22 protein-coding genes and 1 pseudogene are annotated in these 23,184 nt (G+C 44.5%); 16 read left to right on the top strand and 7 right to left on the bottom strand.

The genetic code is table 11. The features are described from left to right. Positions 1-22 precede the first annotated feature (22 nt). The 3 genes from GXP75_RS16480 to GXP75_RS16470 all read left to right on the top strand — a co-directional run bounded on the left by GXP75_RS16480 (position 23) and on the right by GXP75_RS16470 (position 3,276). Positions 23-496 carry a DUF6773 family protein gene (locus tag GXP75_RS16480; RefSeq protein WP_242557310.1) on the top strand — a complete coding sequence of 158 codons (474 nt, stop codon included), beginning with the start codon at positions 23-25 and terminating at the stop codon, positions 494-496. Positions 497-651: 155 nt separating this feature from the next. Continuing rightward, positions 652-1,617 carry an L-lactate dehydrogenase gene (locus GXP75_RS16475; protein WP_242557309.1) on the top strand — a complete coding sequence of 322 codons (966 nt, stop codon included), beginning with the start codon at positions 652-654 and terminating at the stop codon, positions 1,615-1,617. 33 nt (positions 1,618-1,650) lie between these two features. Continuing rightward, the gene (locus GXP75_RS16470; RefSeq protein WP_214917810.1) at positions 1,651-3,276 is read left to right on the top strand and encodes an L-lactate permease; all 1,626 of its coding nucleotides are present in this window, start codon (positions 1,651-1,653) and stop codon (positions 3,274-3,276) included. Between the two features lie 43 nt (positions 3,277-3,319). Here GXP75_RS16470 and GXP75_RS16465 read toward each other — a convergent pair whose 3' ends face one another. Next, positions 3,320-4,939, bottom strand: coding sequence for an MDR family MFS transporter (locus tag GXP75_RS16465; protein WP_277990775.1), 1,620 nt, complete (start codon positions 4,937-4,939; stop codon positions 3,320-3,322). 31 nt (positions 4,940-4,970) lie between these two features. Here GXP75_RS16465 and GXP75_RS16460 point away from each other — a divergent pair, with 31 nt between their 5' ends. The 3 genes from GXP75_RS16460 to GXP75_RS16450 all read left to right on the top strand — a co-directional run bounded on the left by GXP75_RS16460 (position 4,971) and on the right by GXP75_RS16450 (position 6,970). Beyond that, positions 4,971-5,435, top strand: a complete 465-nt coding sequence (locus tag GXP75_RS16460; RefSeq protein ID WP_151291280.1) for a MarR family transcriptional regulator — start codon at positions 4,971-4,973, stop codon at positions 5,433-5,435. Positions 5,436-5,509: 74 nt separating this feature from the next. Continuing rightward, on the top strand, positions 5,510-6,139 hold the full coding sequence (locus GXP75_RS16455; RefSeq protein WP_010787571.1) for a LysE family translocator: 630 nt from the start codon (positions 5,510-5,512) through the stop codon (positions 6,137-6,139). A 69-nt stretch (positions 6,140-6,208) separates the two neighbouring features. After that, entirely contained in the window at positions 6,209-6,970 is a 762-nt protein-coding gene (locus GXP75_RS16450; protein WP_242557307.1) for a YqcI/YcgG family protein, read from the top strand. Here the strand turns inward: GXP75_RS16450 and GXP75_RS16445 are convergent. Then, a pseudogene (locus GXP75_RS16445) lies at positions 6,954-8,313 on the bottom strand (amino acid permease). The gene GXP75_RS16450 and the pseudogene GXP75_RS16445 sit on opposite strands and share 17 nt — an antisense overlap. 131 nt (positions 8,314-8,444) lie before the next feature. On the opposite strand from GXP75_RS16445, the gene GXP75_RS16440 reads away from it, so the two are divergent. Both GXP75_RS16440 and nadE read left to right on the top strand, forming a co-directional pair. Beyond that, complete coding sequence (locus GXP75_RS16440) at positions 8,445-9,041, top strand: DUF1989 domain-containing protein (RefSeq protein WP_242557305.1); 597 nt, start codon at positions 8,445-8,447, stop codon at positions 9,039-9,041. Positions 9,042-9,177: 136 nt separating this feature from the next. Continuing rightward, positions 9,178-9,996, top strand: coding sequence for an ammonia-dependent NAD(+) synthetase (gene nadE, locus GXP75_RS16435; RefSeq protein WP_214917422.1), 819 nt, complete (start codon positions 9,178-9,180; stop codon positions 9,994-9,996). Between the two features lie 40 nt (positions 9,997-10,036). Here the strand turns inward: nadE and GXP75_RS16430 are convergent, their stop codons facing one another. Further along, positions 10,037-10,630, bottom strand: a complete 594-nt coding sequence (locus GXP75_RS16430; protein WP_242557304.1) for an AAA family ATPase — start codon at positions 10,628-10,630, stop codon at positions 10,037-10,039. A 66-nt stretch (positions 10,631-10,696) separates the two neighbouring features. Continuing rightward, positions 10,697-11,488 carry a sugar phosphate isomerase/epimerase family protein gene (locus tag GXP75_RS16425; protein ID WP_242557303.1) on the bottom strand — a complete coding sequence of 264 codons (792 nt, stop codon included), beginning with the start codon at positions 11,486-11,488 and terminating at the stop codon, positions 10,697-10,699. 519 nt (positions 11,489-12,007) lie between these two features. On the opposite strand from GXP75_RS16425, the gene GXP75_RS16420 reads away from it, so the two are divergent. From GXP75_RS16420 to putR, 8 genes are all read left to right on the top strand, one after another. Then, positions 12,008-12,571 carry a shikimate kinase gene (locus GXP75_RS16420; RefSeq protein WP_003328039.1) on the top strand — a complete coding sequence of 188 codons (564 nt, stop codon included), beginning with the start codon at positions 12,008-12,010 and terminating at the stop codon, positions 12,569-12,571. 90 nt (positions 12,572-12,661) lie between these two features. Then, positions 12,662-12,805 (top strand): hypothetical protein, encoded by a 144-nt coding sequence (locus GXP75_RS16415; protein WP_242557302.1) that lies wholly within the window; start codon positions 12,662-12,664, stop codon positions 12,803-12,805. 99 nt (positions 12,806-12,904) lie between these two features. Then, positions 12,905-13,861, top strand: coding sequence for a cephalosporin C deacetylase (cah, locus tag GXP75_RS16410; protein ID WP_242557301.1), 957 nt, complete (start codon positions 12,905-12,907; stop codon positions 13,859-13,861). Between the two features lie 84 nt (positions 13,862-13,945). Then, positions 13,946-14,719: a nucleotidyltransferase domain-containing protein gene (locus GXP75_RS16405; protein ID WP_242557300.1), complete on the top strand. Its 774-nt coding sequence runs from the start codon at positions 13,946-13,948 to the stop codon at positions 14,717-14,719. Between the two features lie 205 nt (positions 14,720-14,924). Further along, positions 14,925-15,836 carry a proline dehydrogenase family protein gene (locus tag GXP75_RS16400; protein WP_214917806.1) on the top strand — a complete coding sequence of 304 codons (912 nt, stop codon included), beginning with the start codon at positions 14,925-14,927 and terminating at the stop codon, positions 15,834-15,836. A gap of 25 nt (positions 15,837-15,861) precedes the next feature. Continuing rightward, the gene (gene pruA, locus GXP75_RS16395; RefSeq protein ID WP_214917409.1) at positions 15,862-17,409 is read left to right on the top strand and encodes an L-glutamate gamma-semialdehyde dehydrogenase; all 1,548 of its coding nucleotides are present in this window, start codon (positions 15,862-15,864) and stop codon (positions 17,407-17,409) included. A 90-nt stretch (positions 17,410-17,499) separates the two neighbouring features. Further along, positions 17,500-18,954, top strand: coding sequence for a sodium/proline symporter PutP (gene putP, locus GXP75_RS16390; RefSeq protein WP_483861626.1), 1,455 nt, complete (start codon positions 17,500-17,502; stop codon positions 18,952-18,954). A 150-nt stretch (positions 18,955-19,104) separates the two neighbouring features. Continuing rightward, a complete protein-coding gene (gene putR, locus GXP75_RS16385; protein ID WP_242557299.1) occupies positions 19,105-20,340 on the top strand; it encodes a proline utilization transcriptional regulator PutR in 1,236 nt (411 codons plus the stop codon). 34 nt (positions 20,341-20,374) lie between these two features. Here the strand turns inward: putR and GXP75_RS16380 are convergent, their stop codons facing one another. The 3 genes from GXP75_RS16380 to GXP75_RS16370 form a co-directional block, all read right to left on the bottom strand. After that, positions 20,375-21,229, bottom strand: a complete 855-nt coding sequence (locus tag GXP75_RS16380; protein WP_242557298.1) for a TIGR03943 family putative permease subunit — start codon at positions 21,227-21,229, stop codon at positions 20,375-20,377. Between the two features lie 4 nt (positions 21,230-21,233). Continuing rightward, a complete protein-coding gene (locus GXP75_RS16375; protein ID WP_010787583.1) occupies positions 21,234-22,118 on the bottom strand; it encodes a permease in 885 nt (294 codons plus the stop codon). An 88-nt stretch (positions 22,119-22,206) separates the two neighbouring features. Further along, positions 22,207-23,070, bottom strand: coding sequence for an alpha/beta fold hydrolase (locus GXP75_RS16370; RefSeq protein WP_242557297.1), 864 nt, complete (start codon positions 23,068-23,070; stop codon positions 22,207-22,209). Positions 23,071-23,184 lie beyond the last annotated feature (114 nt).

Here is a 23,184-nt window from a genome sequence, read left to right as displayed (position 1 = left end):
CATAGAAAGCGGGAGGAAAGTAATGAATAAGCTGAGGAATCGGTTCTCAAGCCTGAATGAAAAGACTGAGAGAGTGAAAGAAAAAGAACATCGGATATGGGCTGAAGTGGGAAAGCTTGGATTTGCGCTGACGCTGCTGGATGTGATCATCCGGGGGCTTTTATTGGATGAGCCGTTTAAAGAGTGGTCCGGGAGCTTAGCTGTTTTTTTCATTATAACCTTTTATTACTGTATCAGAGCGCTTATAGCTGGAGTACTGCTGCCGAAGATAGACTCCGAAGAAAAAAAGAGAAAAAGGGTGAAGGAGCAGCTGATCGAATCAATTGCTGCCGCGCTGATTATCACATGGTTCACCATGTACGATATCGGCTTTCCGCATACCTTTACGGGCTGGTTTAAATATCTATTGTTATGCTTATTATGCGGTGCCGTTCTCTTCCTGATTAGATATATCATTGTGATTCTATTATTTAAAAGATCAAATAAAAGATCGTAAAGACGAAATCATCATTTGTGATTTCGGTTTTTTTTTGTCATAAATCAGACAAAACTTTTCTCTTGCAAAAGTATGTGAAATGTTGCACAATATAAATGTGAAATACTTCACAATATAAAAACAACAACGATACGTACGCTGGAGGATGATGATAAATGATGAACGAACGAGTGAATAAAGTTGCATTAATCGGAGCGGGTTTTGTTGGAAGCAGTTATGCATTTGCGTTAATTAACCAAGGGATCACAGATGAACTTGTGGTCATTGATTTAAATAAAGAAAAAGCAATGGGCGATGTCATGGATTTAAATCACGGGAAGGCGTTTGCTCCGCATCCGGTCAAGACATCTTACGGAACTTATGACGATTGCAAAGATGCCGATATTGTATGCATTTGTGCAGGAGCGAACCAGAAGCCGGGTGAGACACGTCTTGAACTGGTGGAAAAGAACTTGAATATTTTCAAAGGAATTGTCGGTGAGGTCATGGCGAGCGGCTTTGATGGAATTTTCCTCATTGCGACAAATCCGGTTGATATTTTGACATATGCGACATGGAAATTCAGCGGCCTTCCGAAAGAGCGTGTGATCGGAAGCGGCACAACTCTTGATTCTGCGAGATTCCGCTATATGCTCAGTGAATATTTCGGCACGGCGGCTCACAATGTACACGCGCATATTATCGGAGAACACGGAGATACGGAGCTGCCTGTTTGGAGCCACGCCAATATCGGCGGTGTGCCAGTGAACGAATTGATAGCGAAAAACGATTCGTATAAACAAGAAGATCTTGATCAAATTGTTGACGATGTGAAAAACGCGGCGTATCACATTATTGAGAAAAAAGGCGCCACGTACTATGGGGTGGCAATGAGCCTTGCCCGTATTACAAAAGCGATTTTGCATAATGAAAATAGCATTTTAACAGTCAGTGCGCATCTGGACGGACAATACGGAGCGGATGATGTGTATATCGGCGTGCCGGCCACTGTGAACCGCGGCGGAATTTCAAGCATTACAGAGCTGAACCTAAACGCGGTTGAAAAGGAACAGTTCCAGCACAGCGCCACTGTTTTGAAAAATATTTTACAACCCCATTTCACAGAAAAAAACGCTAACTAAACGTCTACTTTTTAAGAAAAGGGCTGAATGTCAATGTGGGAGCAATTGTATGATCCGTTTGGTAATGAATATGTGAGCGCACTAGCGGCGCTCACCCCCATTCTCTTTTTTCTATTGGCTTTAACGGTTTTTAAAATGAAAGGCATTCTTGCGGCGGGCCTTACGCTGATTGTCAGTTTTCTCATCGCTGTTCTTGCTTTTCATATGCCGGTTGAGAAAGCGATTTCGTCTGTTATATTAGGAATCGGAAACGGGCTGTGGCCCATCGGATATATTGTCTTGATGGCGGTGTGGCTGTATAAAATTGCAGTCAAAACCGGAAAGTTTACTATTATTCGGTCAAGCATTGCGGGAATTTCTCCCGACCAGCGATTACAGCTATTATTAATCGGTTTTTGCTTTAACGCGTTTTTGGAAGGAGCAGCGGGCTTCGGCGTTCCGATTGCCATCAGCGCAGCCCTTTTGGTCGAGCTTGGTTTCAAACCATTAAAGGCGGCGGCGCTGTGTTTGATTGCCAATGCGGCCTCAGGAGCGTTCGGCGCCATAGGCATTCCCGTTATCACAGGTGCGCAGATCGGTGATTTATCAGCTCTTGAGCTGTCTCGTACGCTGATTTGGACGCTGCCGGTCATCTCATTTCTTATTCCGTTTCTGCTCGTCTTCTTATTGGACCGAATGAAAGGAATAAAAGAAACCTGGCCCGCCCTGATCATTGTCAGCGGAATTTACACCGCCGTTCAGGTCTTGACCATGGCGGTTTTAGGCCCGGAATTAGCGAATATTTCGGCCGCTTTGTTCAGCATGGGAGGGCTTGCCTTGTTTCTTCGTAAATGGCAGCCGAAACACATTTACCGGGAAGAGGGCGCTCAGGAAACACATGGACAAAAGGCGTACAGCGTTTCGGAAATTGCCAAGGCATGGTCTCCTTTTTACATTTTAACGGCGGCGATTACGGTCTGGAGTCTTCCTGCATTTCAAGCGCTTTTTAAAGAAGGCGGCTTGTTATATCAAACCACTGTTTTATTGAAGATGCCTTTTCTGCATCAGCAGATTATCAAAATGCCGCCCATTGCGCCGGCAGCCGTACCGCTTGATGCCGTGTTTAAGCTGGATATTCTGTCCGCCACGGGTACCGCTATCTTTGCGGCTGTCATTGTGACCGGGCTGTTTAGCAAAAAGTTCTCATATAAAGAAAGTGCGGCCTGTCTGAAAGAGACGGGGAAAGAACTGTGGGTGCCAATCTTGACGATTTGCTTTGTGATGGGGTTTGCCAATCTGGCGAATTTCGCCGGACTCAGCTCTTCAATCGGTCTGGCGCTGGCCAAAACAGGGGATCTGTTCCCGTTTGTCAGCCCCATTCTCGGCTGGATCGGCGTGTTTATTACCGGTTCTGTGGTCAGTAACAATGCCTTATTCGGACATTTGCAGGTCGTAACCGGAGCACAAATCGGTACAGGATCTGACTTGCTTCTAGCCGCGAATACAGCAGGAGGCGTCATGGCGAAGCTCGTTTCTCCGCAGTCAATTGCCATCGCCGCAGCTGCTGTCGGGCAGACAGGGAAGGAATCTAAGCTGTTTAAACGAACAGTGGGTTATAGTCTAATTTTGCTGCTGATCATATGTATATGGACGTTTGTTCTTGCAAGAATAGGAGTCTAGCAAAAAAAGCAGTACATGCCGTTTCGCATGTACTGCTTTCTCATTAACCCGTTTTTTTCTCCATTTCCTGTGTTGTCTTTACTCTTGCTTTTCCCATAAATAAAACCGTCACTGCGGCGATCACAATCGGGATGAGTGCAAGCATAAATACATAGGTGATGCTGGCTGACATTGCTTCAATAATCCGGTTTAGTACGGCTGAAGGAATTTGCGACCGAGTGCCGGCTTGGAAAATTTCCTGCGGGTCGCCCATATTCTGGGCCGCCGCGCCTGCGGAGCCTTTCATGCCGCTGAAAGAGTCTGTCAGCTTGTTTGAAAATACGTTCGTTTGAATCGTACCGAATATCGTCACACCAAGTGTCATGCCAAACGATCTCAAGAATGAATTCGTTGAATTGGCCGTTCCTCGATAACGGGGATCGAGATTGTTCATTGATGCTGCCGGGAGCAATGAGAAGGAGAAACCGACGCCAAAGCCCGATATCAGCATAAACACAGTGAGCCACGCTCTTGCCGTATCCGGTGTCATATTTCCAAGCAGCAGCATGCCGATAAAGAAGGAAATAACAGATACGATCATTAAGCTGCGGAAGCGGAATTTTGTCTGGAAGATCCCGCCGATCATACTTCCGAGAACAGAGCCGAGCATCATCGGCGTCAAAATAAAGCCCGCGCTTGTTGCTGAGCTTCCGTATACAGCTTGGACAAAAATCGGAATAAACACAGCTAAAATAATAAAAGTCCCTCCATAAAGGAAAGCCAAAATTTGAGCTGTGGCAAAAAGCCGGTTTTTAAACATCCAAAACGAAATAATCGGTTCTTCCGCTTTTCTCTCCACAATAAAAAAGGCTATAAAGAAAATAGCAAATACGGTAAACAGGCCGATAATCTGAACGGAATCCCAATCGTAGGTTTTCCCGCCGAGTTCCAGCGCGAACATCAGGCATACGATGGATACGACCAATGTAACAGCGCCGCCCCAGTCGATTTTTTGCTTTTTATGCTCCAGAGTTTCTTTATAGTAGCGAATGATGAAAAATAATGAAAATGCACCGATCGGAACATTAATATAAAAAACCCAATGCCAGCTGATCGAATCTGTAATCAGAGCGCCCAGAAGCGGTCCGAGAACACTGGACAAGCCGAATACGGCGCCGAACATTCCTGACATTTTGCCGCGTTTTTCAGGCGGGAACAGATCGAATATAATGGTAAAGGCAATCGGAAGCAGTGCGCCTCCTCCGATTCCTTGAATCACCCTGAATAAGATGAGCTGATTCATGGATTGCGCGATTCCGCATAACGCAGACCCCAATAAGAAAAAAATAAGTCCAAACAGAAAAAAACGTTTCCGGCCGTACATATCCGAAAGCTTTCCGTAAATCGGCATTCCCGCCATGACCGCCACCATGTAGGACGCAGTGACCCAGGCGAATTTATCAAAGCTTCCGAGATCAGCCACAATAGTTCCCATAGCTGTGGCGACAATGGTGTTATCCATAGCCGACATTAAAATGCCCAGCAAGAGACCTATGACCACAAATTTAGTGGAAGGATCCTTCCCAGCAGTTGATTCCATATGTTCTACCTCCTTCATCTTACTTTTTTTATTCAGTTTTGCTATGATATAAATATCTTGGCCGTAAATTATCTTGATTATCAAGATAAATAGATTCTATAGGGAGGACTGTCAGTTGTCAACAAGAAATTCCAGAAATGAGTTGGAGCAGACCGCCATCCAAATTTTTCGTCAATTGGGTACGAGAACAATCCTTTTTCATCAGGCTGCCGCTCAATCCCTCGGACTGTTTCCCACCGATTTAAAATCAGCTGACTTATTAAATGAATGGGGTCCAATGACCGCCGGAGAGCTTGGAAAAAAGACGGGTCTCAGCACAGGATCAGTCACCGCACTTATTGACCGGCTTGAAAAAGCGGGATACGTGATTCGGGAAAAAGACCCGAACGACCGCAGGCGGGTGATCATTGTGCCATTAACCGAGTCAAAAAAACAGGTGAAACAACTGTTTTCTTCTTTATCGGAATCAACTGCAAATCTTTGCAGGCAGTACACGGAAGAAGAGCTTACACTTATTTTTGATTTTTTGAGAAAGTCCTCTTCTATTATGGAAGAAGAGCTAGAACGGCTGAAACAATAACTTATTTCTGGGCATAGCCTGGCCCTCTCCCGAATAAATTGTACAAGTTGAGTAAAAGAGGGGAGTTCGGGCCAGTGAATATCTTTTTTAGCTATATCATCTTGGGCTTGTCATTGTCAGCGCCTGTAGGGCCGGTAAACGCTGCGCAAATCGACAAGGGCATCAAAAATGGATTTTGGCATGCATGGGTTTTCGGTTTAGGCGCGATGGCAGCGGACGGGCTTTATATGATTTTGATTTATTTCGGGCTGTCCCAATTTTTGACGGCGCCGTTTGTGAAAACCTTTTTGTGGCTCTTTGGTTTTTTTGTCTTAACGTATACGGGCATTGAAACGTTAAAAAACGTCAGAGAAGCGATGAATGTCCGAAGCTCTAAAGGAAAGGCAACCTTTAGAAAGACATTCACTTCCGGCTTTTTTATTTCACTGTCCAATCCGTTGAGCATTCTATTCTGGCTGGGGATTTACGGTAGTATTTTGGCAAAGACAGCAGAAGCTTACAGCATGAATCAGCTTCTTCTCTATAGCTCAGGCATCATGATTGGCATTTTGATTTGGGATTTTTGTATGGCGCTGTTAGCCGGCGCGTTTAGATCGCTGTTAAATGAAAAATTTCTCAGAGGGCTGACCGCGATTGCCGGTGTGTCTTTGATCGTGTTTGGTGTGTACTTCGGTTATCAAGGTGTGAAAGAACTGTTGGGGTAATATGGAAGGGGACAGTCACTCGCCGCCGCCTCTCGTAATATAGTATCCAGACGATACTGGAGGTGGATCATGGTGGGTGAACTTTACACCAAAAGTTGCCTTGAGGAAAAACGGTCAGAACTGCCGGAATGGCAAAGGATCGCGTTTGAGCTTTTCTCTGAAACTGTGGCCGATGAAGCAAATGCATTCCCATGTATTCCCGGACGCCAGGGATTTCTTACAAATCAGCTTCGCTTCGTGTTTGCCGGAGATCCGAGGGAGTATAGCACGGCGGAAGAGCTGGCTCCTTTGCTGGCTGAGTATGGCGCATTGGCAAGGGAAACGGGTAAATACGCGTCGCTTCTGGTTTTTTTTGAAACGCCGGAGGACTTGGCTGAGCATTATTCAATTGAAGCGTATGAAGAGCTGTTTTGGACGTTTTTGAACAGGCTGAGCGAACAGGATAAAAAGGAGTGGCCCGCAGACTTTCCGGCTGATCCAGAGCATTATAAATGGGAGTTTTGTTTTCATGGTGAGCCTTATTTTATTTTATGCTCCACGCCCGCGCATGAGGCAAGAAGAAGCAGAAGTTTTCCCTATTTTATGCTGGCGTTTCAGCCAAGATGGGTATTCGAGGGTCTAAACGCTTCTACGGCATTCGGCAGGAAAATGAGCAAAATGATCCGCTCGCGTTTGGAGAAATATGATGAAGCACCGATACATCCCCATTTAGGATGGTACGGAGGAAAAGGCAATCTGGAGTGGAAGCAGTATTTCCTCCGCGATGATGAAAAACAGGTTTCGAAATGTCCTTTTTCTTATATAAAGAACATGTTTAAAGGATCAAAATAGATAACGCATTAGCAGGGCTGTTTCGTTCCCCCTGCTTTTTTTTGTACAATCCACGTGACAATGGCGATAATCGCCAGGAACCCCAGACTGACAAAAAACCCCGGGCGGCTGGACTTTTCGAATAACGTGCCTGAAACAGCCGCAGCAATAAGGAACATGGCGCAAAAAATTTGCATCTTTCCCATTCCCGAAGGCTTGGTCAATTTTTTGCTGGAAAATAGAATAAACATCCACGTATACAAAAGCATTAACCCCGCAGCAGTGGTCATATGTTCGTAGATATTTTTAGGCAGCACTAAAGAAAGAACGATAGACAGGATCAGGCCTGCAAAAGTCAAACCGAGCGCCGGCCAGCATATTTTTTTGTTTTCTTTTAATGTAAAGCATTTAGGCGCGTCACCGTCATCGGCCATTGTGCAAAGCAGTGTTGTCACCGCAAATAGGGAGGCGACAAGGGTCGAAAAGCCGGCGATAATAAAAATGCCGTTGAAAATATCCAGTATGACATCGAGATTGTATCCTTTTAATGAAGTGATAAACGGACTGTCCTGTTCAGAGAAATGTTGTAAAGGAACCAATAACAAAGCAAGTCCGATGGATATGACATAAATAATCGCCAGTGAAGCGAGCATCAGTTTTCCTGATTTTGACGCTTCTTCCGGCTTCTTTAAGTGAACGGCCATCAGCCCCATGACTTCAATTCCGCCAAATGCGTAGAACGCATAGATTAAGCCCGTCCATAACCCCATTGCGCCAAAAGGGAAAAATTCCTTTGTTTCATTGGGAACCTGCACATCAGGTCTGCCTCCGGACAAAACCCCGCACAGAGCCAAAATCGCAATGACGATAAACATAAAAATCGCGGCCGTTTTGACAATTGCCAAGATATTTTCTGTCTTTTCAAAGGTGGAAAGCCCGGTGAAAATAACCAATAGCCCAAGAACAGCGTAAATAGAAGCGAACACCCAAAGCGGCACATTGGGAAACCAGTGCTTTGTAAATAGAGAAATAGCTGTCAGCTGGCTCCCTGTGATCAGCATTTCAGAGGACCAATACAGCCAGCCGTTGCTGAAGCCTGCCCATTTTCCGAATGCATTTCTTGCATAAGCGCAAAAAGAACCTTTTTCAGGATGTTTCGCTGAGAGCTTGGCAAGCTGCTCAAAGACAAAAAAAGTGCCGAGACCCGCGATGAGAAACGACAAGAGCACAGAAAAACCGCTTTTCGTTATAGCGATGCTTGATCCCAGGAAAAAGCCGGTGCCGATCGTACAGCCGATTCCGATTAATGAAAGCTGCCACCACGCCAGATTTCCTTTTGGCTGGTTTTTTGTTTTTTGACTCATAAGTTTCAACCCCTTTTATCTAGGATTATGATGTGACGTGCCGGGGTGTAATATACATCGGGAATTTTACTGATGCTGTACATGAAACAAAGGTTTGACACAAATACTTAGAGTAAAAAAGGAGCTGGCCGATGACACAGCAGTTTATCGTTCTGCCGAAAAAAGGCTTGGGGCTGAAAGTGCATAAAGGACAAATCTTGAAAGTGGTTGATGTCGAGGGGCAGCAAGTCGCAGACTTTGTCGCGTATCATGCCAAAGATTTTTACGAACATCTCGATCAGGGCGCGACCATTGATGCCAACCAGTCCATACACGTGAAAGTAAATGATCATATTTACTCGAATCTGTATAAACCGATGCTGACGTTAATTGAGGACACGGTCGGCAAGCATGATCTGCTGCTTCCCGCATGCCGGCCGGAAATGAACAGGCTGTTATACGGAAAGCATAAAGATGAGCTTCAGGATACGTGTTATGACAATATGAGCGGAGCGCTTGAACCATTCGGGGTTCCGAGGCCCCATATGCATTATCCGTTTGCGATCTTTATGAATACGGTATTAGATGAAAAAGGGAACCTGTCAGTAGAAAGGCCGCTTTCCAAAGCGGGAGATTATGTGAAGCTGAGGGCGGAGATGGATCTTGTGGTGGCTTTTTCTTCCTGCCCGATTGAAAAAGGGATATGCAACGGGGACAGTATCACAGCGCTGCGTGTGGAAATCACCTGACCCTGCCCCGTTATTCACTTGCCATCGGGACCTGTGCTATAGTTAAAAAAGATACATATTGAATTGATTTATTTTCACTTTTTTAGGGAAATGAATCAGTAAGAAACAGTGAAAATGTGCAGGAGGAATGATCGGGATGAGCATGCAGGAAAAAATTATAAGCGATTTACATGTGAAGCCTTCAATTGATCCAAAACAAGAAATTGAGGACAGAATCAGCTTTTTAAAGAACTATTTAAAGAAAACAGGCGCTAAAGGGTTTGTATTGGGAATCAGCGGCGGACAAGATTCAACGCTTGCTGGACGTCTTGCCCAGCTTGCTGTAGAGAGCGTGAGGGAAGAAGGCGGTGAGGCTGAGTTTATCGCCGTCCGTCTTCCGCATGGCAAGCAGCAGGACGAAGATGATGCCCAGTTGGCTTTGCAGTTTATTAAGCCTGATAAATCGTGGACGTTTGATATCCAATCAACTGTCAGCGCATTTGCTGAGCAATATAAGAAAGATACAGGCGATACACTGACAGACTTTAACAAAGGAAATGTGAAGGCAAGAGCGAGAATGATCGCCCAATATGCGGTCGGCGGACAAGAAGGTCTCCTCGTGCTTGGAACGGATCATGCCGCTGAAGCGGTCACAGGCTTTTTTACGAAATACGGTGACGGCGGCGCGGATCTCTTGCCGCTGACAGGGTTGACGAAGCGCCAGGGCAGAAGCTTGTTAAAAGAGCTGGGTGCAGTTGAACGTCTATACTTAAAAGCGCCGACCGCAGATTTGTTAGACGAAAAGCCGCAGCAAACGGATGAGACTGAGCTTGGCATTACGTACAATGACATTGATGATTATTTAGAAGGTAAATCTGTATCAGCAGAAGTTGCTGAAGCAATTGAAAAGCGCTACCGCGGCACAGAGCATAAACGCCAAGTTCCGGCTTCTATGTTTGATGACTGGTGGAAATAGGCTGATTGAAAACATCCCCTTTTTGATAAAAGGGGATGTTTCAGCATATACGGATATGCTTTAATTTAACGAGTAATCTGTCAGCACCTTTTCGGAAGCGCCCTCTCGTATCAGGTTCCAGCGTCAAATTAGCTTTGGAGGCGATCGTTTCGACAGCCTCTTCAATGGACATATAATCTGTATCAATGTGCTCCTTGAAGATTTGATCGGCGAGACCTTCTGTACACCGGTCAATTTGCTTTGCGGCCCATGAACTTTTTCCTTCAGCTCTGCTTCTCAGCCGTTTTTGCAGCACGTGTTTTGATGCCATCAATGTATAATGCTGAATGTGCAGTCCGTCTGTTCTGAGCTTTCCTATTATGTCCTCAAAGTACTCCGGATTGACGATTGTCATAGGAACGATAATCACGCCTTTATATTCCGCAGCCACATATTTCAGCATGGAATAATTGTATTCCCGCCACAAACTGTAAGATTGAAAGTCCTCTTTGGCGATCTCCTTTGGAATCATTGACCGCATTGAAAAACCAAGCTTTTCAGGATCATACACATAAGATTGTTTCAACTTTCTGTGCAGCTCAAATGACGTTTGCGTTTTTCCTGACCCGAAAGCGCCGTTAATCCAAATGATCATCTGCCGCATCCCCTTTCATTGTGTATTATACATAAAAAAGACCCTTCCATAGGAAAGGTCCGGGCTTTATTTTTGCGTAAAAAAGGCCTCTAATTCTGTCAGCGATTCTTTGATGTGCGCCACGCTGTGTTCTCCAAAGTATTCTAATGAGACAAACCCTTCATATTGCCGGTTCATTAATTCGTTCAGAAAGCTTTTTTGATCAAGATCCCCTTGGAAGATAGGTTTCGGTTCACTCAAATACCAGCTGTCGAAGTTCCAATTGTAATTCTTTAGATGGATATGGCTGATGGTGTGAAAGACGGTTTCTAAAGCAGGCAGCTGGTCTATGTGATTGACGTGAAGATTCGAACCGTCGAAAATCGTCCGAAGTCTCGAATGTCCGACATCCTCCAAAAATTTCAGCGCGGCTTCGGGTGTGTCCGCATATGTATCGTAATGGATTTCCAGACCGATATTCACTTCATAGTCATCTGCCATGTGCGCCGCTTTTTGAAATTGGTCAACCGCACTCTGCCACTTTTCGGGAGACGTTCTGTTGGAAGCGAGATTGCCTGCAAATACTCTGATAAGAGGACTGTGAAGCTGTCTTGCCGCATTCAATCCTTTTTGAACAGCCTGTTCGGTTTGTTCTTCACCCTGTGACACGAAATCAGTGTACAAGCTGACGGCAGGCACCTTCAGTCCTTTTTCCTGCAATAGATCATACAGACTGTCGAGCGGACCGTGCTGCTGCTCGTATTGCTCAACGTGGCCATACCACATATCAATTCCATCAAAGCCGTGCTCCTCAGCAAAAGAAATGACATCCAATACATTCTGTTTTTTTAACCCTGTTGTACAAAAGCTTACTTTCATAAAAAATGCCTCCGTTCATTCCGTCATTTTTTACCTTATTCCCTTCGTTCATCATAGGTAAACAGCACTGAAAGTCAGATGAAACAGTTTTTTGAAAAAACTTACTTTGTAATACTATACTTGCTGCTATGCGTAGGACTGCTGAGCGGCAAAAAGGCAAATCTGTTTGAGAGCGCCTTCTATCACCGCAGCCAGAATGTCGGCATTTCGCTGTGGCAAGGGAGATTAATTTTGCTGGGGAGATATACACGGAGGTGCTATCGTAAGATAATTTTCGGAAGTATATTCATGTATAATTTATCACTTTTTCGCGTCAAAGTATTAAAATTTCTTCGGGATTATTGTACAATTAATCTCATTCGAGTAAGGGGGATAATGGTATGCCGGAAAAAAGAATAACGCAAAGCAAAAGTGTCTTACCAGCAAATATCCAAAATGCACGAACTCCTATATAATTAAACACTGAATTGTCATATAATAAACTTAATCTTTTCATTCCTTAGGAGGATTTCGCCGAAGATGAACGCAAAACGAGCCATTCCTGTGAGAGAAAGAAATATTGTACTGATCGGATTTATGGGTGTAGGAAAAACAACAATCGGCCAGCTGGTCGCCAAGAAATTATATAGAGATTTTATAGATGTTGATCTTGCGATTGAAAAAGATTTTAACATGACCATACCTGAAATGTTTGAGCAAAAAGGGGAGGACTTTTTCCGGAAAACGGAGAAGGACTATATCCTGAATATTTGCCGCAATACAAAGTTTAAAATCGTTTCCTTGGGCGGCGGCTCCTTTAAACAAGAGGAGATCAGACAGTGCTGCCTTGAAAATTGTCTTGTGCTCCATTTGGATTTATCGTGGGAAAACTGGAAGCAGCGGGCGAATCTGCTGATTGAAAGCCGTCCTGTTCTGCATAACCGCACCATGGATGAAATGGAACAGCTTTTTAACGAAAGAAAAAGCATATATGATAAGCATAATTCAAAAGTAGTAACAGACAACCTCGCTCCTGAAGAGATTGCGGATTATATTGTTGACACTTTGAAGATCGGATGGGATTTGTACCAGCCCATGAAATAAAGCCGTGCCGCTTCATGCGCACGGCTTTTATTTATCTTTTTACCCCTTTGATGAGGATGGCTTTTAAGCAAAAAGCGTCCGGCATACCATTTGAATCACATGTATTTTACTCTTCAATCCGCTCCGTCCGCACGCTTGTCTTTGCTTTTTGAAGTAACAGTATGTCAGTCTGACGGCGCAAACCTTTATGGACATCAGCCGGATACGTTAAAACAAACGTTTAATCAAATATGAGTTGAGGCTGTTGTAAAAAAATTTCGAAAATGAGAGGTGAACATGATATTATAGAAACATAAACTTTAAATCATATAAAACAAAGGAGTTTAATCGGAAATGCAACTATTCGATATGCCGCTCGATCAACTTAAAACCTATCAGCCAAAACAAACAGCACCGGATGACTTCTCTGATTTTTGGGAGGCGTCACTGGCGGAGCTTGCGAATGTTCAAGCAGAGCCGGACTTACAGCCGGTGGATTATCCCGCTGCCGGAGTTAAGGTGTTCCGCCTGACATATAAAAGCTTCGGGCGCGCAAAAATTGCCGGATGGTACGCTGTGCCTGATAAAACAGGCCCACATCCGGCGATCGTGAAATATCACGGTTACAATGCGAGTTATGATGGCGAAATACATGAAATGGTGAATTGGGCGCTTCACGGATACGCTGCATTCGGTATGCTAGTCCGCGGGCAGCACAGCAGTGAGGACACAAGCATTTCTCCGCACGGGCACGCATTGGGCTGGATGACAAAGGGAATTTTAGATAAAGAAACGTACTATTACAGAGGTGTTTATTTAGATGCCGTACGCGCGCTTGAAGTCATCAGCAGCTTTGACGAGGTGGACGAAACGAGAATCGGCGTGACGGGCGGAAGCCAAGGCGGCGGCCTGACAATCGCCGCAGCCGCCTTGTCAGACATTCCGAAAGCGGCGGTGGCGGAGTATCCTTATTTAAGCAACTTTGAGCGTGCCATTGATGTCGCTCTTGATCAGCCATACCTTGAGATTAACTCCTTTTTCAGAAAAAACGGCAGCCCTGAAACAGAAGAAACGGCCATGAAGACACTCGCGTATTTTGATATTATGAACTTAGCTGACCGGGTGAAAGCGCCTGTCCTTATGTCAATCGGCCTGATTGACAAAGTAACCCCGCCGTCGACAGTGTTTGCTGCGTATAATCACCTGAAAACAGAAAAGGAACTGAAGGTATACCGCTATTTCGGCCATGAGTATATCCCAGCCTTTCAAACGGAAAAGCTCGCCTATTTCAAGCAGCATTTAAAAGGCTGAGATACGTGTAAGCCGCCAATAGTAAGCAGGCGGCTTTTTTTCTGTAAAATCAGGGGAATGATAAAAGACGGGAGTCGAATAGATATGAAAAAGAGAATCCTTCAAGAATTGAAACAAATTGAAGAAAAATATGCAGTCAAAATTGTATATGCCGTTGAATCGGGCAGCCGTGCATGGGGCTTTCCGTCGCAAGACAGCGATTATGATGTCCGTTTTATTTACGTGCCGAAAAAAGAGTGGTACTTTTCCATCGAACCTCAAAGGGACGTGATTGAAGAACCGATTCATGATTTGCTTGACATCAGCGGCTGGGAATTGCGGAAAACCCTTCGCCTTTTTAAAAAATCAAATCCGCCGCTTCTGGAATGGCTGTCGTCCGAGATTGTTTATTACGAAGCATTTACCACAGCAGATCGGCTGAGAGAGCTGCGGGCGGCGGCTTTTTCTCCGGAAGCCAGTGTGTACCACTATCTCAATATGGCGAAGGGGAACGTCAAGGATTACTTGCAAAAGGACGAAGTGAAGATCAAGAAATATTTTTATGTCCTGCGGCCGATACTGGCATGCGGGTGGATTAGAAAACACGGAATCATTCCGCCAATGGATTTTTCAGAGCTTATGAATGAACTTATTACGGATGACGGACTGAAATCTGAGATTGAACACTTGCTGGACCGCAAAAGGAGGGGAGAAGAACTCGATCTGGAGCCGAGAATTCATTTGATACATGAGTTTATCGAGACCGAGATAGAGGGCATCGCCCAATTCGCAAGGGCCTTAAAAACGGATAAAGCGGATATCACCCCAGAGCTTGACCGCCTGCTTTTGCATACCGTTGAAGAGGTGTGGACTCCTTAAACAGGGAACGGAAAGATGATGAATCTTGTCGCTTTCTGTTCTTTCTTTTCGACAAATATCGCCCCCTTTCTACGAAGCTGATTGTGGTAAAACCACAAAAATAATCAGAATCTTTGTTTTTTGAGAATATTGTGAACGGTGGTTTTGTCCCTTTACAATAAACACATACAAATACTTCTTAGATTGCGGGGTGTTAATGTTGGAAGTGATTACAAGAGATTTTTTCTTATTTTTGTCCAAAAGCAACTTATTGAATAAGATGGCGCAAAGCTGGGGTAGCCGGGTGGCGGCGGGTAAAATTATCGGGGGCAATGATTTTAACAGTTCGATCCCGACAATACGACAGCTGAATCATCAGGGCTTGTCAGTTACTGTCGACCATTTGGGTGAATTCGTAAACAGCAGTGAAGTCGCGAAAGAACGGACTGAAGAGTGTATCCGGACGATCGAGACGATTGCGGACCAGCAATTAAATTCGCATGTTTCTTTAAAAATGACGTCATTAGGTCTTGATATAGATCTTGATCTTGTCTATCAAAATATGACGAAGATCCTTCAAACGGCGGAAAAACACAAGATCATGGTCACGATTGATATGGAAGATGAAACAAGATGCCAGAAAACGCTTGATATTTTCAAAGATTTCAGAAGCCGTTACGAGTATGTGAGCACAGTTTTGCAGGCGTACTTATATCGGACGGAACAGGATATTGATGAACTGGATTCGTTAAAACCGTTCCTGCGTCTCGTAAAAGGGGCTTATAAGGAATCAGAGAAGGTTGCTTACCCTGAAAAGGCTGATGTGGATGCCAATTATAAAAAGATCATTCGAAAGCAGCTTTTAAACGGTCACTATACTGCAATTGCGTCGCATGACGACAAAATGATTGAGTTTACGAAACAGCTTGCAAGTGAGCATAACATCACGAAAGACATGTTTGAGTTTCAGATGCTGTACGGCATGCGCTCGCAAACCCAACAAAGCCTCGTAAAAGAAGGATATAACATGAGAGTGTACCTCCCATATGGAAACGATTGGTACGGCTACTTTATGAGACGTCTGGCCGAACGCCCGTCAAACATCGCATTCGCATTTAAAGGTATGACGAAGAAATAACACCAACACAAAAGGAGAGATTACTATGACAACACCTTACAAACACGAGCCATTCACAAATTTTCAAGATCAGAAGAATATTGAGGAATTCCAAAAGGCGCTTGCCGTTGTAAACGAATATTTAGGCAAAGATTATCCGCTTGTCATCAATGGAGAAAAAGTAGAAACAGAATCAAAAATCGTATCTATCAACCCGGCGAATAAAGAAGAAGTTGTCGGCAGGGTCTCAAAAGCATCACAAGAACATGCAGAACAGGCAATCGAAGCCGCTGCGAAAGCGTTCGAAGAGTGGAGATACACAACTCCTGAGGAAAGAGCGGCTGTTCTATTCCGCGCTGCTGCCAAAGTCCGCCGCAGAAAGCATGAATTCTCGGCTTTGCTTGTGAAAGAAGCGGGAAAACCTTGGAATGAAGCGGATGCTGATACGGCAGAAGCGATTGACTTTATGGAATATTACGCGCGCCAGATGGTTGAGTTGGCAAAAGGAAAGCCTGTAAACAGCCGCGAAGGCGAAAAGAACCAATATGTATACACGCCGACGGGTGTAGCGGTTGTTATTCCGCCTTGGAACTTCTTATTTGCGATCATGGCAGGTACAACTGTAGCGCCGATTGTGACAGGAAATACGGTTGTTCTGAAACCGGCCAGCGCAACACCGGTCATCGCTGCTAAGTTCGTAGAAGTGCTTGAAGAATCAGGTCTTCCGAAAGGCGTTGTCAACTTTGTTCCGGGAAGCGGCGCTGAAGTGGGCGACTACCTTGTCGATCATCCGAAAACAAGCCTTATTACGTTCACGGGATCAAGAGAAGTCGGCACAAGAATTTTTGAGCGCGCCGCAAAAGTACAGCCTGGCCAGCAGCACCTGAAGCGCGTGATTGCTGAAATGGGCGGTAAAGATACGGTTGTTGTCGATGAGGATGCAGATGTTGAATTGGCTGCAAATTCGATCTTCCAATCAGCATTCGGATTTGCGGGCCAAAAATGTTCTGCGGGATCACGTGCAGTGGTTCATGAAAAAGTGTATGATCAAGTATTGAAGCGCGTAATTGAAATCACAGAATCAAAAGTGACGGCAAGCCCTGACAGCGCAGATGTTTATATGGGACCTGTCATTGATCAAGGTTCTTATGATAAAATTATGAGTTATATCGAGATCGGAAAAGAGGAAGGCCGTTTAGTGAGCGGCGGCACTGGTGACGATTCAAAAGGCTACTTCATCAAGCCGACCATTTTCGCTGACCTTGATCCGAATGCAAGATTGATGCAGGAAGAAATTTTCGGACCTGTTGTCGGTTTCTCTAAAGTGTCCAATTTTGATGAAGCTTTAGAAGTGGCGAACAATACGGAATACGGTCTGACAGGCGCGGTGATCACAAACAACCGCAAACATATTGAACGCGCAAAACAGGAGTTCCATGTGGGGAACCTATACTTCAACCGTAACTGTACGGGCGCGATTGTCGGCTACCATCCGTTTGGCGGCTTCAAAATGTCCGGTACGGACTCAAAAGCCGGCGGTCCGGATTACTTGGCTCTGCACATGCAGGCAAAAACAATCAGTGAAATGTTTTAACCGGGACTAAATGGGCATCCTCCCTGCGGGGATGTCCATTTCATCCATATATCATAAAACAGAGGAGGAAGGGCCATAGAAAACACACAGCTGATTATTTCGATTTGTATTTATATGGCAGGCATGCTGTTGATCGGCTATTTTGCCTACAAACGTACGTCAAATCTGACGGATTATATGTTGGGAGGGCGCTCTTTAGGCCCATCCGTAACCGCTCTCAGTGCGGGGGCTGCCGATATGAGCGGATGGCTTTTAATGGGGCTTCCGGGCGCTATGTTTTCGACAGGGCTGAGCGGTGTTTGGATAGCCATCGGGCTTTGCCTTGGCGCATGGGCGAACTGGCTTTATGTTGCGCCGCGTTTAAGAACATATACTGAAAAAGCGGGGAATTCCATTACGATTCCTGGGTTTCTTGAGCATCGCTTCGGAGATCGATCGAGGCTTCTCAGACTGTTTTCAGGGATTGTCATTTTAGTCTTTTTCACGTTTTATGTATCGTCCGGAATGGTGTCAGGCGGCGTTTTATTCAACAGTATACTAGGTATGGATTATCATACCGGTTTATGGGTTGTGACTGGTGTTGTAGTAGCATACACTTTGTTTGGCGGCTTTTTGGCAGTCAGTTGGACTGATTTTGTCCAAGGAATCATTATGTTTGTAGCATTGATTCTTGTGCCAGTTGTCGCGATTTTCCATGTGGGCGGTATCGGAGAAACAACGGCTGAAATTCGTTCTGTTGATCCTAATATGTTTAACATGTTTAAAGGCACTAGTGTGCTTGGTATTATTTCTTTGTTTGCCTGGGGATTGGGCTACTTTGGACAGCCGCATATCATTGTGCGTTTTATGGCGATTACGTCTGTCAAAGAGATTAAAAAAGCGCGCAGAATCGGAATGGGCTGGATGATTCTTTCGGCTGTCGGTGCAGTGCTGACCGGCTTAGGAGGACTCGCTTTTTATCATCAGCGCGGCCTAACCTTGGATGATCCGGAGACGATCTTTATTCAATTAGGTAACATCCTGTTTCACCCAATCATCACAGGTTTCTTGATTTCCGCTATTTTAGCCGCGGTCATGAGTACAATTTCTTCTCAGCTGCTGGTGACATCCAGCTCTCTGACAGAAGATTTGTATAAAACGATGTTCAGACGTTCAGCTTCAGATAAAGAACTGGTGTTATTAGGCCGGCTGTCTGTGCTTGCTGTTTCAATCGTCGCTTTACTATTGTCATGGGAGAAAAACAACACGATCTTGGGCTTGGTCAGTTATGCCTGGGCCGGCTTTGGTTCAGCATTCGGGCCAGTGATTTTGCTCAGTTTGTTTTGGAAACGGATGACCAAATGGGGGGCACTCGCCGGCATGATTGTAGGGGCAGTTACTGTAATCATTTGGGCGAATGCCGGTCTTTCGGACTTTCTGTATGAAATGATTCCCGGCTTTGCCGCGAGTCTGCTATCTGTCTTTGTTGTCAGCTTATTGACACAGGCTCCGTCAAAAGCAGTCGCAGAGCAGTTTAACGACTATAAAGATACGCTGTCACAGTAAAGGGGATATAGAAAAGAGGAGGAAGGGAATTATCTTTCTTCCTCTTTTTTCCTTGAGGAGAGCATTTAGGAAACAATCTTTATATTTTCCTATACAACAAGCCCTTGTACAAAGTATGATTAAAGTAAAAAAGCATAGGAGAAAAAAGGTATGGAAGAGCTTTTAGAGAGAGTTTTTTCATTTTCAGACATTGATAAATTAATTGATTTTATCAGCTATGAATTACAAAAACCGGTGATTCTGGAAAGCGCGGATTTCTTTTTGCTTGCCTACAATTCTTATTACATTAACCATTTTGATTCCGCGAACCAGCAGACGATTTTCTCGAAGAAGTGTCCGGTGCAAATATTCGAGAGATTTTTGAAAGACGGAATCATAGAAAAGTTAAAAACGGTTCCTGAACCATTTCGAGTCACAAAAATAGAGAGCATCGGGTTAAACCAGAGGGTGGTCGTGAGTGCTAAGCACAAAGGGGAAGTCATGGGCTACATCTGGATTCAAGAGCTTGATTGCAATCTTACAGAGGAAGAGCTGGCGTTTTTGTACGAGACTTCCTTTCATGTAGGGAAGATCATATATAAAACAAAAAAGCTGAAACAGGAAAAAGAAGAAAGATCGGAAGACTTGGTGAAAAGGGCTATTTATCAGCAATTTTCATCCGAAAAGGAACTCAGGCGGGAAGCTGAGAAAATCAACACCGTGCTGCCTTCCGTGTTTTCTGTCGTGATCTTACACGCTGCCAATGGGGATGGAGAAGCCGTGGAGGATTTAAAAGAAAACATCAGATCATACCTCAATTTACGGGATAAGGTCAGCCATGTGCTAACCATTGAATCGAATATTGTAATTGTCGTAGCGAGTTTTTCCCAAAAAAGCTCCGTCTCCTCAGCAGCTGCTGAATTTATTAACAAGCTGTTAACTCATTTTCACTTTCAAAAAATTCCTACCCCAATATATATCGGTATCGGTAACGTTTATGATAACATTTTGAACCTTGGCAAGAGTTACATAGAAGCATTGGAAGTCATTAAAGCTGCGGAAATCACGGGTAATCAGGAGAACATTCCGTATGAATACGCCCAACTCGGCATTTACCGCTATCTTGAAAGCATAGATGAAAAGAATCAGCGTCTCGGATATGTCAATAAAGACTTGGCATTAATAAAGGCGAAGGACAGGGAAAGCAGTACAGAGCTGCTGAAAACACTGGAAATCTATCTCTTGAATAATTGCAAAACAAAACCAGCCGCAGAACAGCTGTTTATTCATCAAAATACATTAAACTACCGCATTAAGCAGATACTCGAAATGACATCCATTGATCTAAGCGACTTCAAAACGAGGTGCCAGCTTTATCTTGATTTGATCCTGATGAAAAAGGATTAAAAAAGAAACCAGTACTTGTACTGGTTTCAAATTTTCAATATCCCCGGTATACGTACGGATCATCAGGTTTCTTAATCGTCTTCCAGTCTGTCACTTTCACGACGGGAAGCGTTGATTTGAATGGCTGGTAATATTCTGAGGACAGTGTGCCCTTAATATGAATCCATTCGTCATCTTTTATATTCATATCCTTCGGAAACTCCACAAGCATCCCATATACGCCGGAATCTGCGATACAGTGAATGATGCCGAATCTCAGCACAAAGAGCTGCTTCTTGTTAATGGCATTCCCCTTATAAGCAAATCCGTTAAACTCAATCGTTCGTCCGAGGAATTCACCCGGATAATTGTAGATGGTTTCCATCCCTTTTAAGAAATCCTCATCGGTTAGAGAAATATGTTTCTGGCCCGAGTATTTCTTATACAGCTTTTTCATGAGCTTGTCGTAGCTGTCATCAGCATAATAAAGACTGGAGTCCGGCCGCAAATATTGGGTTTGCGAGTAGTGATCGCCGGATTCCATGGCTTTGAATGAAAAGCCTTTTGCCTTTACAATCGTTGAATCAAGCGTGGCGATCGGGAAGAAAATGCCTGAAACCAAAGGAAAAAGAAAAACAAGATAAATAAAATAGCGTTTGTAAAATGGCTTGTGTTGTTCATGATCATGATCGTGGCCGCAGCCGCAGTTTTGATCATGATGATGGTGTTTTCCTTTTTCCGGCGTTTTGATATATAGATACGCCTGAACGACTGTCAGGATGCCCAGCAGGAAGATCGCGATAAAGGACAGGTAGGAATATTTCATATTAATATATTTTGTCAGATTTCCTGAGGCGTGCAGATGATAAAAGAAAAAGGTAAATCCCATCAGCACTAATAGACGAAACATCCGATCACCCCTTCACAAGTAATGATCCCGCCAATACAATCACGACGATATACGTAATGAGCAGGAAAACAAATCGTTTCTTAAAAGCCGCAAGCATCATTAACAGATTTTTAATATCAACCATCGCGCCAAAAACAAGAAAGGCGATTAACGATCCTAATGAAAATGTGCTGCTGAAGGAAGATGCGATAAAGGCATCTACTTCTGAACAGAGAGATAAGACAAACGACAGACCCATCATCACAAGGGAAGAGGACACATCATTTTGCCCGATTGAAAGCAGAGTGGATGTCTTGACATACGTCTGCATGGCGGCCGCGATGAAGGCGCCGATAATCAAATATTTTCCCACTGAAAAAAACTCATCAATGGCATGCCGCATCGTTCCGCCCAATTTTTGCAGCAAACTTTGTGTATGATGATGCTGATGTGCGGGTTCGGAAGGCTCAAGCAGCTGGTTGTCCTTGAACTGGTACGATAAAATCAGCCCGACAGCAATAGACACGACAAGCGCAAGCCCGCCCCGGTAGAAGACAACGCTCCATTTGTTTCCGAATGCAATGTATGTAGAGAACAAAACAATCGGATTAATGATAGGTGCTGTCAGCATAAAGGCGATGCCCGCATGGAGCGGCACCCCTTTGAGAAGAAGCCGTCTCGTGATCGGCACGATGCCGCATTCGCAGGCCGGGAACAATATCCCGGTCAGCGCCCCGAATAGCACAGCCAGGAACCGGTTCTTCGGAATAATTTTTGCAATCATTTCTTCTGAAACAAACATTTGAATGAGTCCGGAAAGAATGACGCCAATCAAAATAAATGGAATGGCTTCTATTAATATACTGATAAAAATAGAATTTAGCTGAAGAAAAGAAGATTGTGTCGTCATATAAAACCTCCGCTTTTTTTAAAGCTGCCTATGATTATATCATGAAGAAAGGCACTTATTGTTTGACGGAAGAGGAGGAAGGATCGTTTCACCCAGTTTGCGATTCCAAAAAATCCAGCACTATACTATCGGTTTCAGCCGCTTCTGTCCCTAGCCAAATCAGGTGCCCCCATGAGTGAAGCGAACAGAGAACAGCGTCAGGAATGTGTTCTTTTGCGTGATTTGCGTGCGACTGCTGCACCAGTCCGTCGTTAAGGCTGTGCATAATAAGGGCAGGGCATGAAATGGCATGCAGATCCTTTGAGGAGACGGAGCCGGTTTGTGACAAGTCAATCAGAAATCCTTCTCCTGAGCGCTGGCGGCTGTTCATTTTCCGAAACGCTTCCACGTCTTCCTCGGCCATCATGGGCTTGATTTGCTGAAAAGAAAGCGTACTGAACTGGGGGCTCATAGCGGCAAACATTATGCGAGGGAAGGCATTATTCAGGGAAGAAACCAGCTTCCACACCCACTTTTCAATCGGCGGACGGAAGAAAATTCTGCCCACTTTGTATTCCGTGTCTTGAGGGGTGAGCCATTCTTTGGTGACTGCAGATTGCAGAATCAGGCTATTAACTCGTTCTGGATACTGTGAGGCAAGGCGTATGCCGCTCGGACCTCCTGCTGATATGGCGAGTACGTGAACGCTTTCTATGTGTAAATGATCTAATAGTTTTACATAAAACTGGCAGGCTTGGGCAAGACTTTTTCCGATCTCTTTTGATGTTTGTCCATAACCAGGCCTTGAAGGAGTGATGATTGAATAACCATGTTCAATCAGTGCCGTGTATCCAAATTCTTCGTAACAATTGGCATGTCCGCCATGCATGAGAAGGAGGGGCACTCCTTTGCCGGCGATCGAATATTCAAGTGTAAGGCCTTCGACTGTTATGGTTTCGACTCGTCTTTTCATCAATTTCGCCTCGTTTGTTTTCTGACTATTATAGGATCTTTGACTATTTTCCACAAGCTGATGAAATGAATGGACACCAAACTCTTGAAATATGATATACTTTGTATTGATATT

The organism is Bacillus sp. HU-1818, from assembly GCF_022695965.1.
Classification (GTDB): Bacteria; Bacillota; Bacilli; order Bacillales; family Bacillaceae; genus Bacillus; species Bacillus atrophaeus.
Note: the sequence above shows the minus strand (reverse complement) of the source record. Positions and strands in the feature narration are given on the sequence as shown.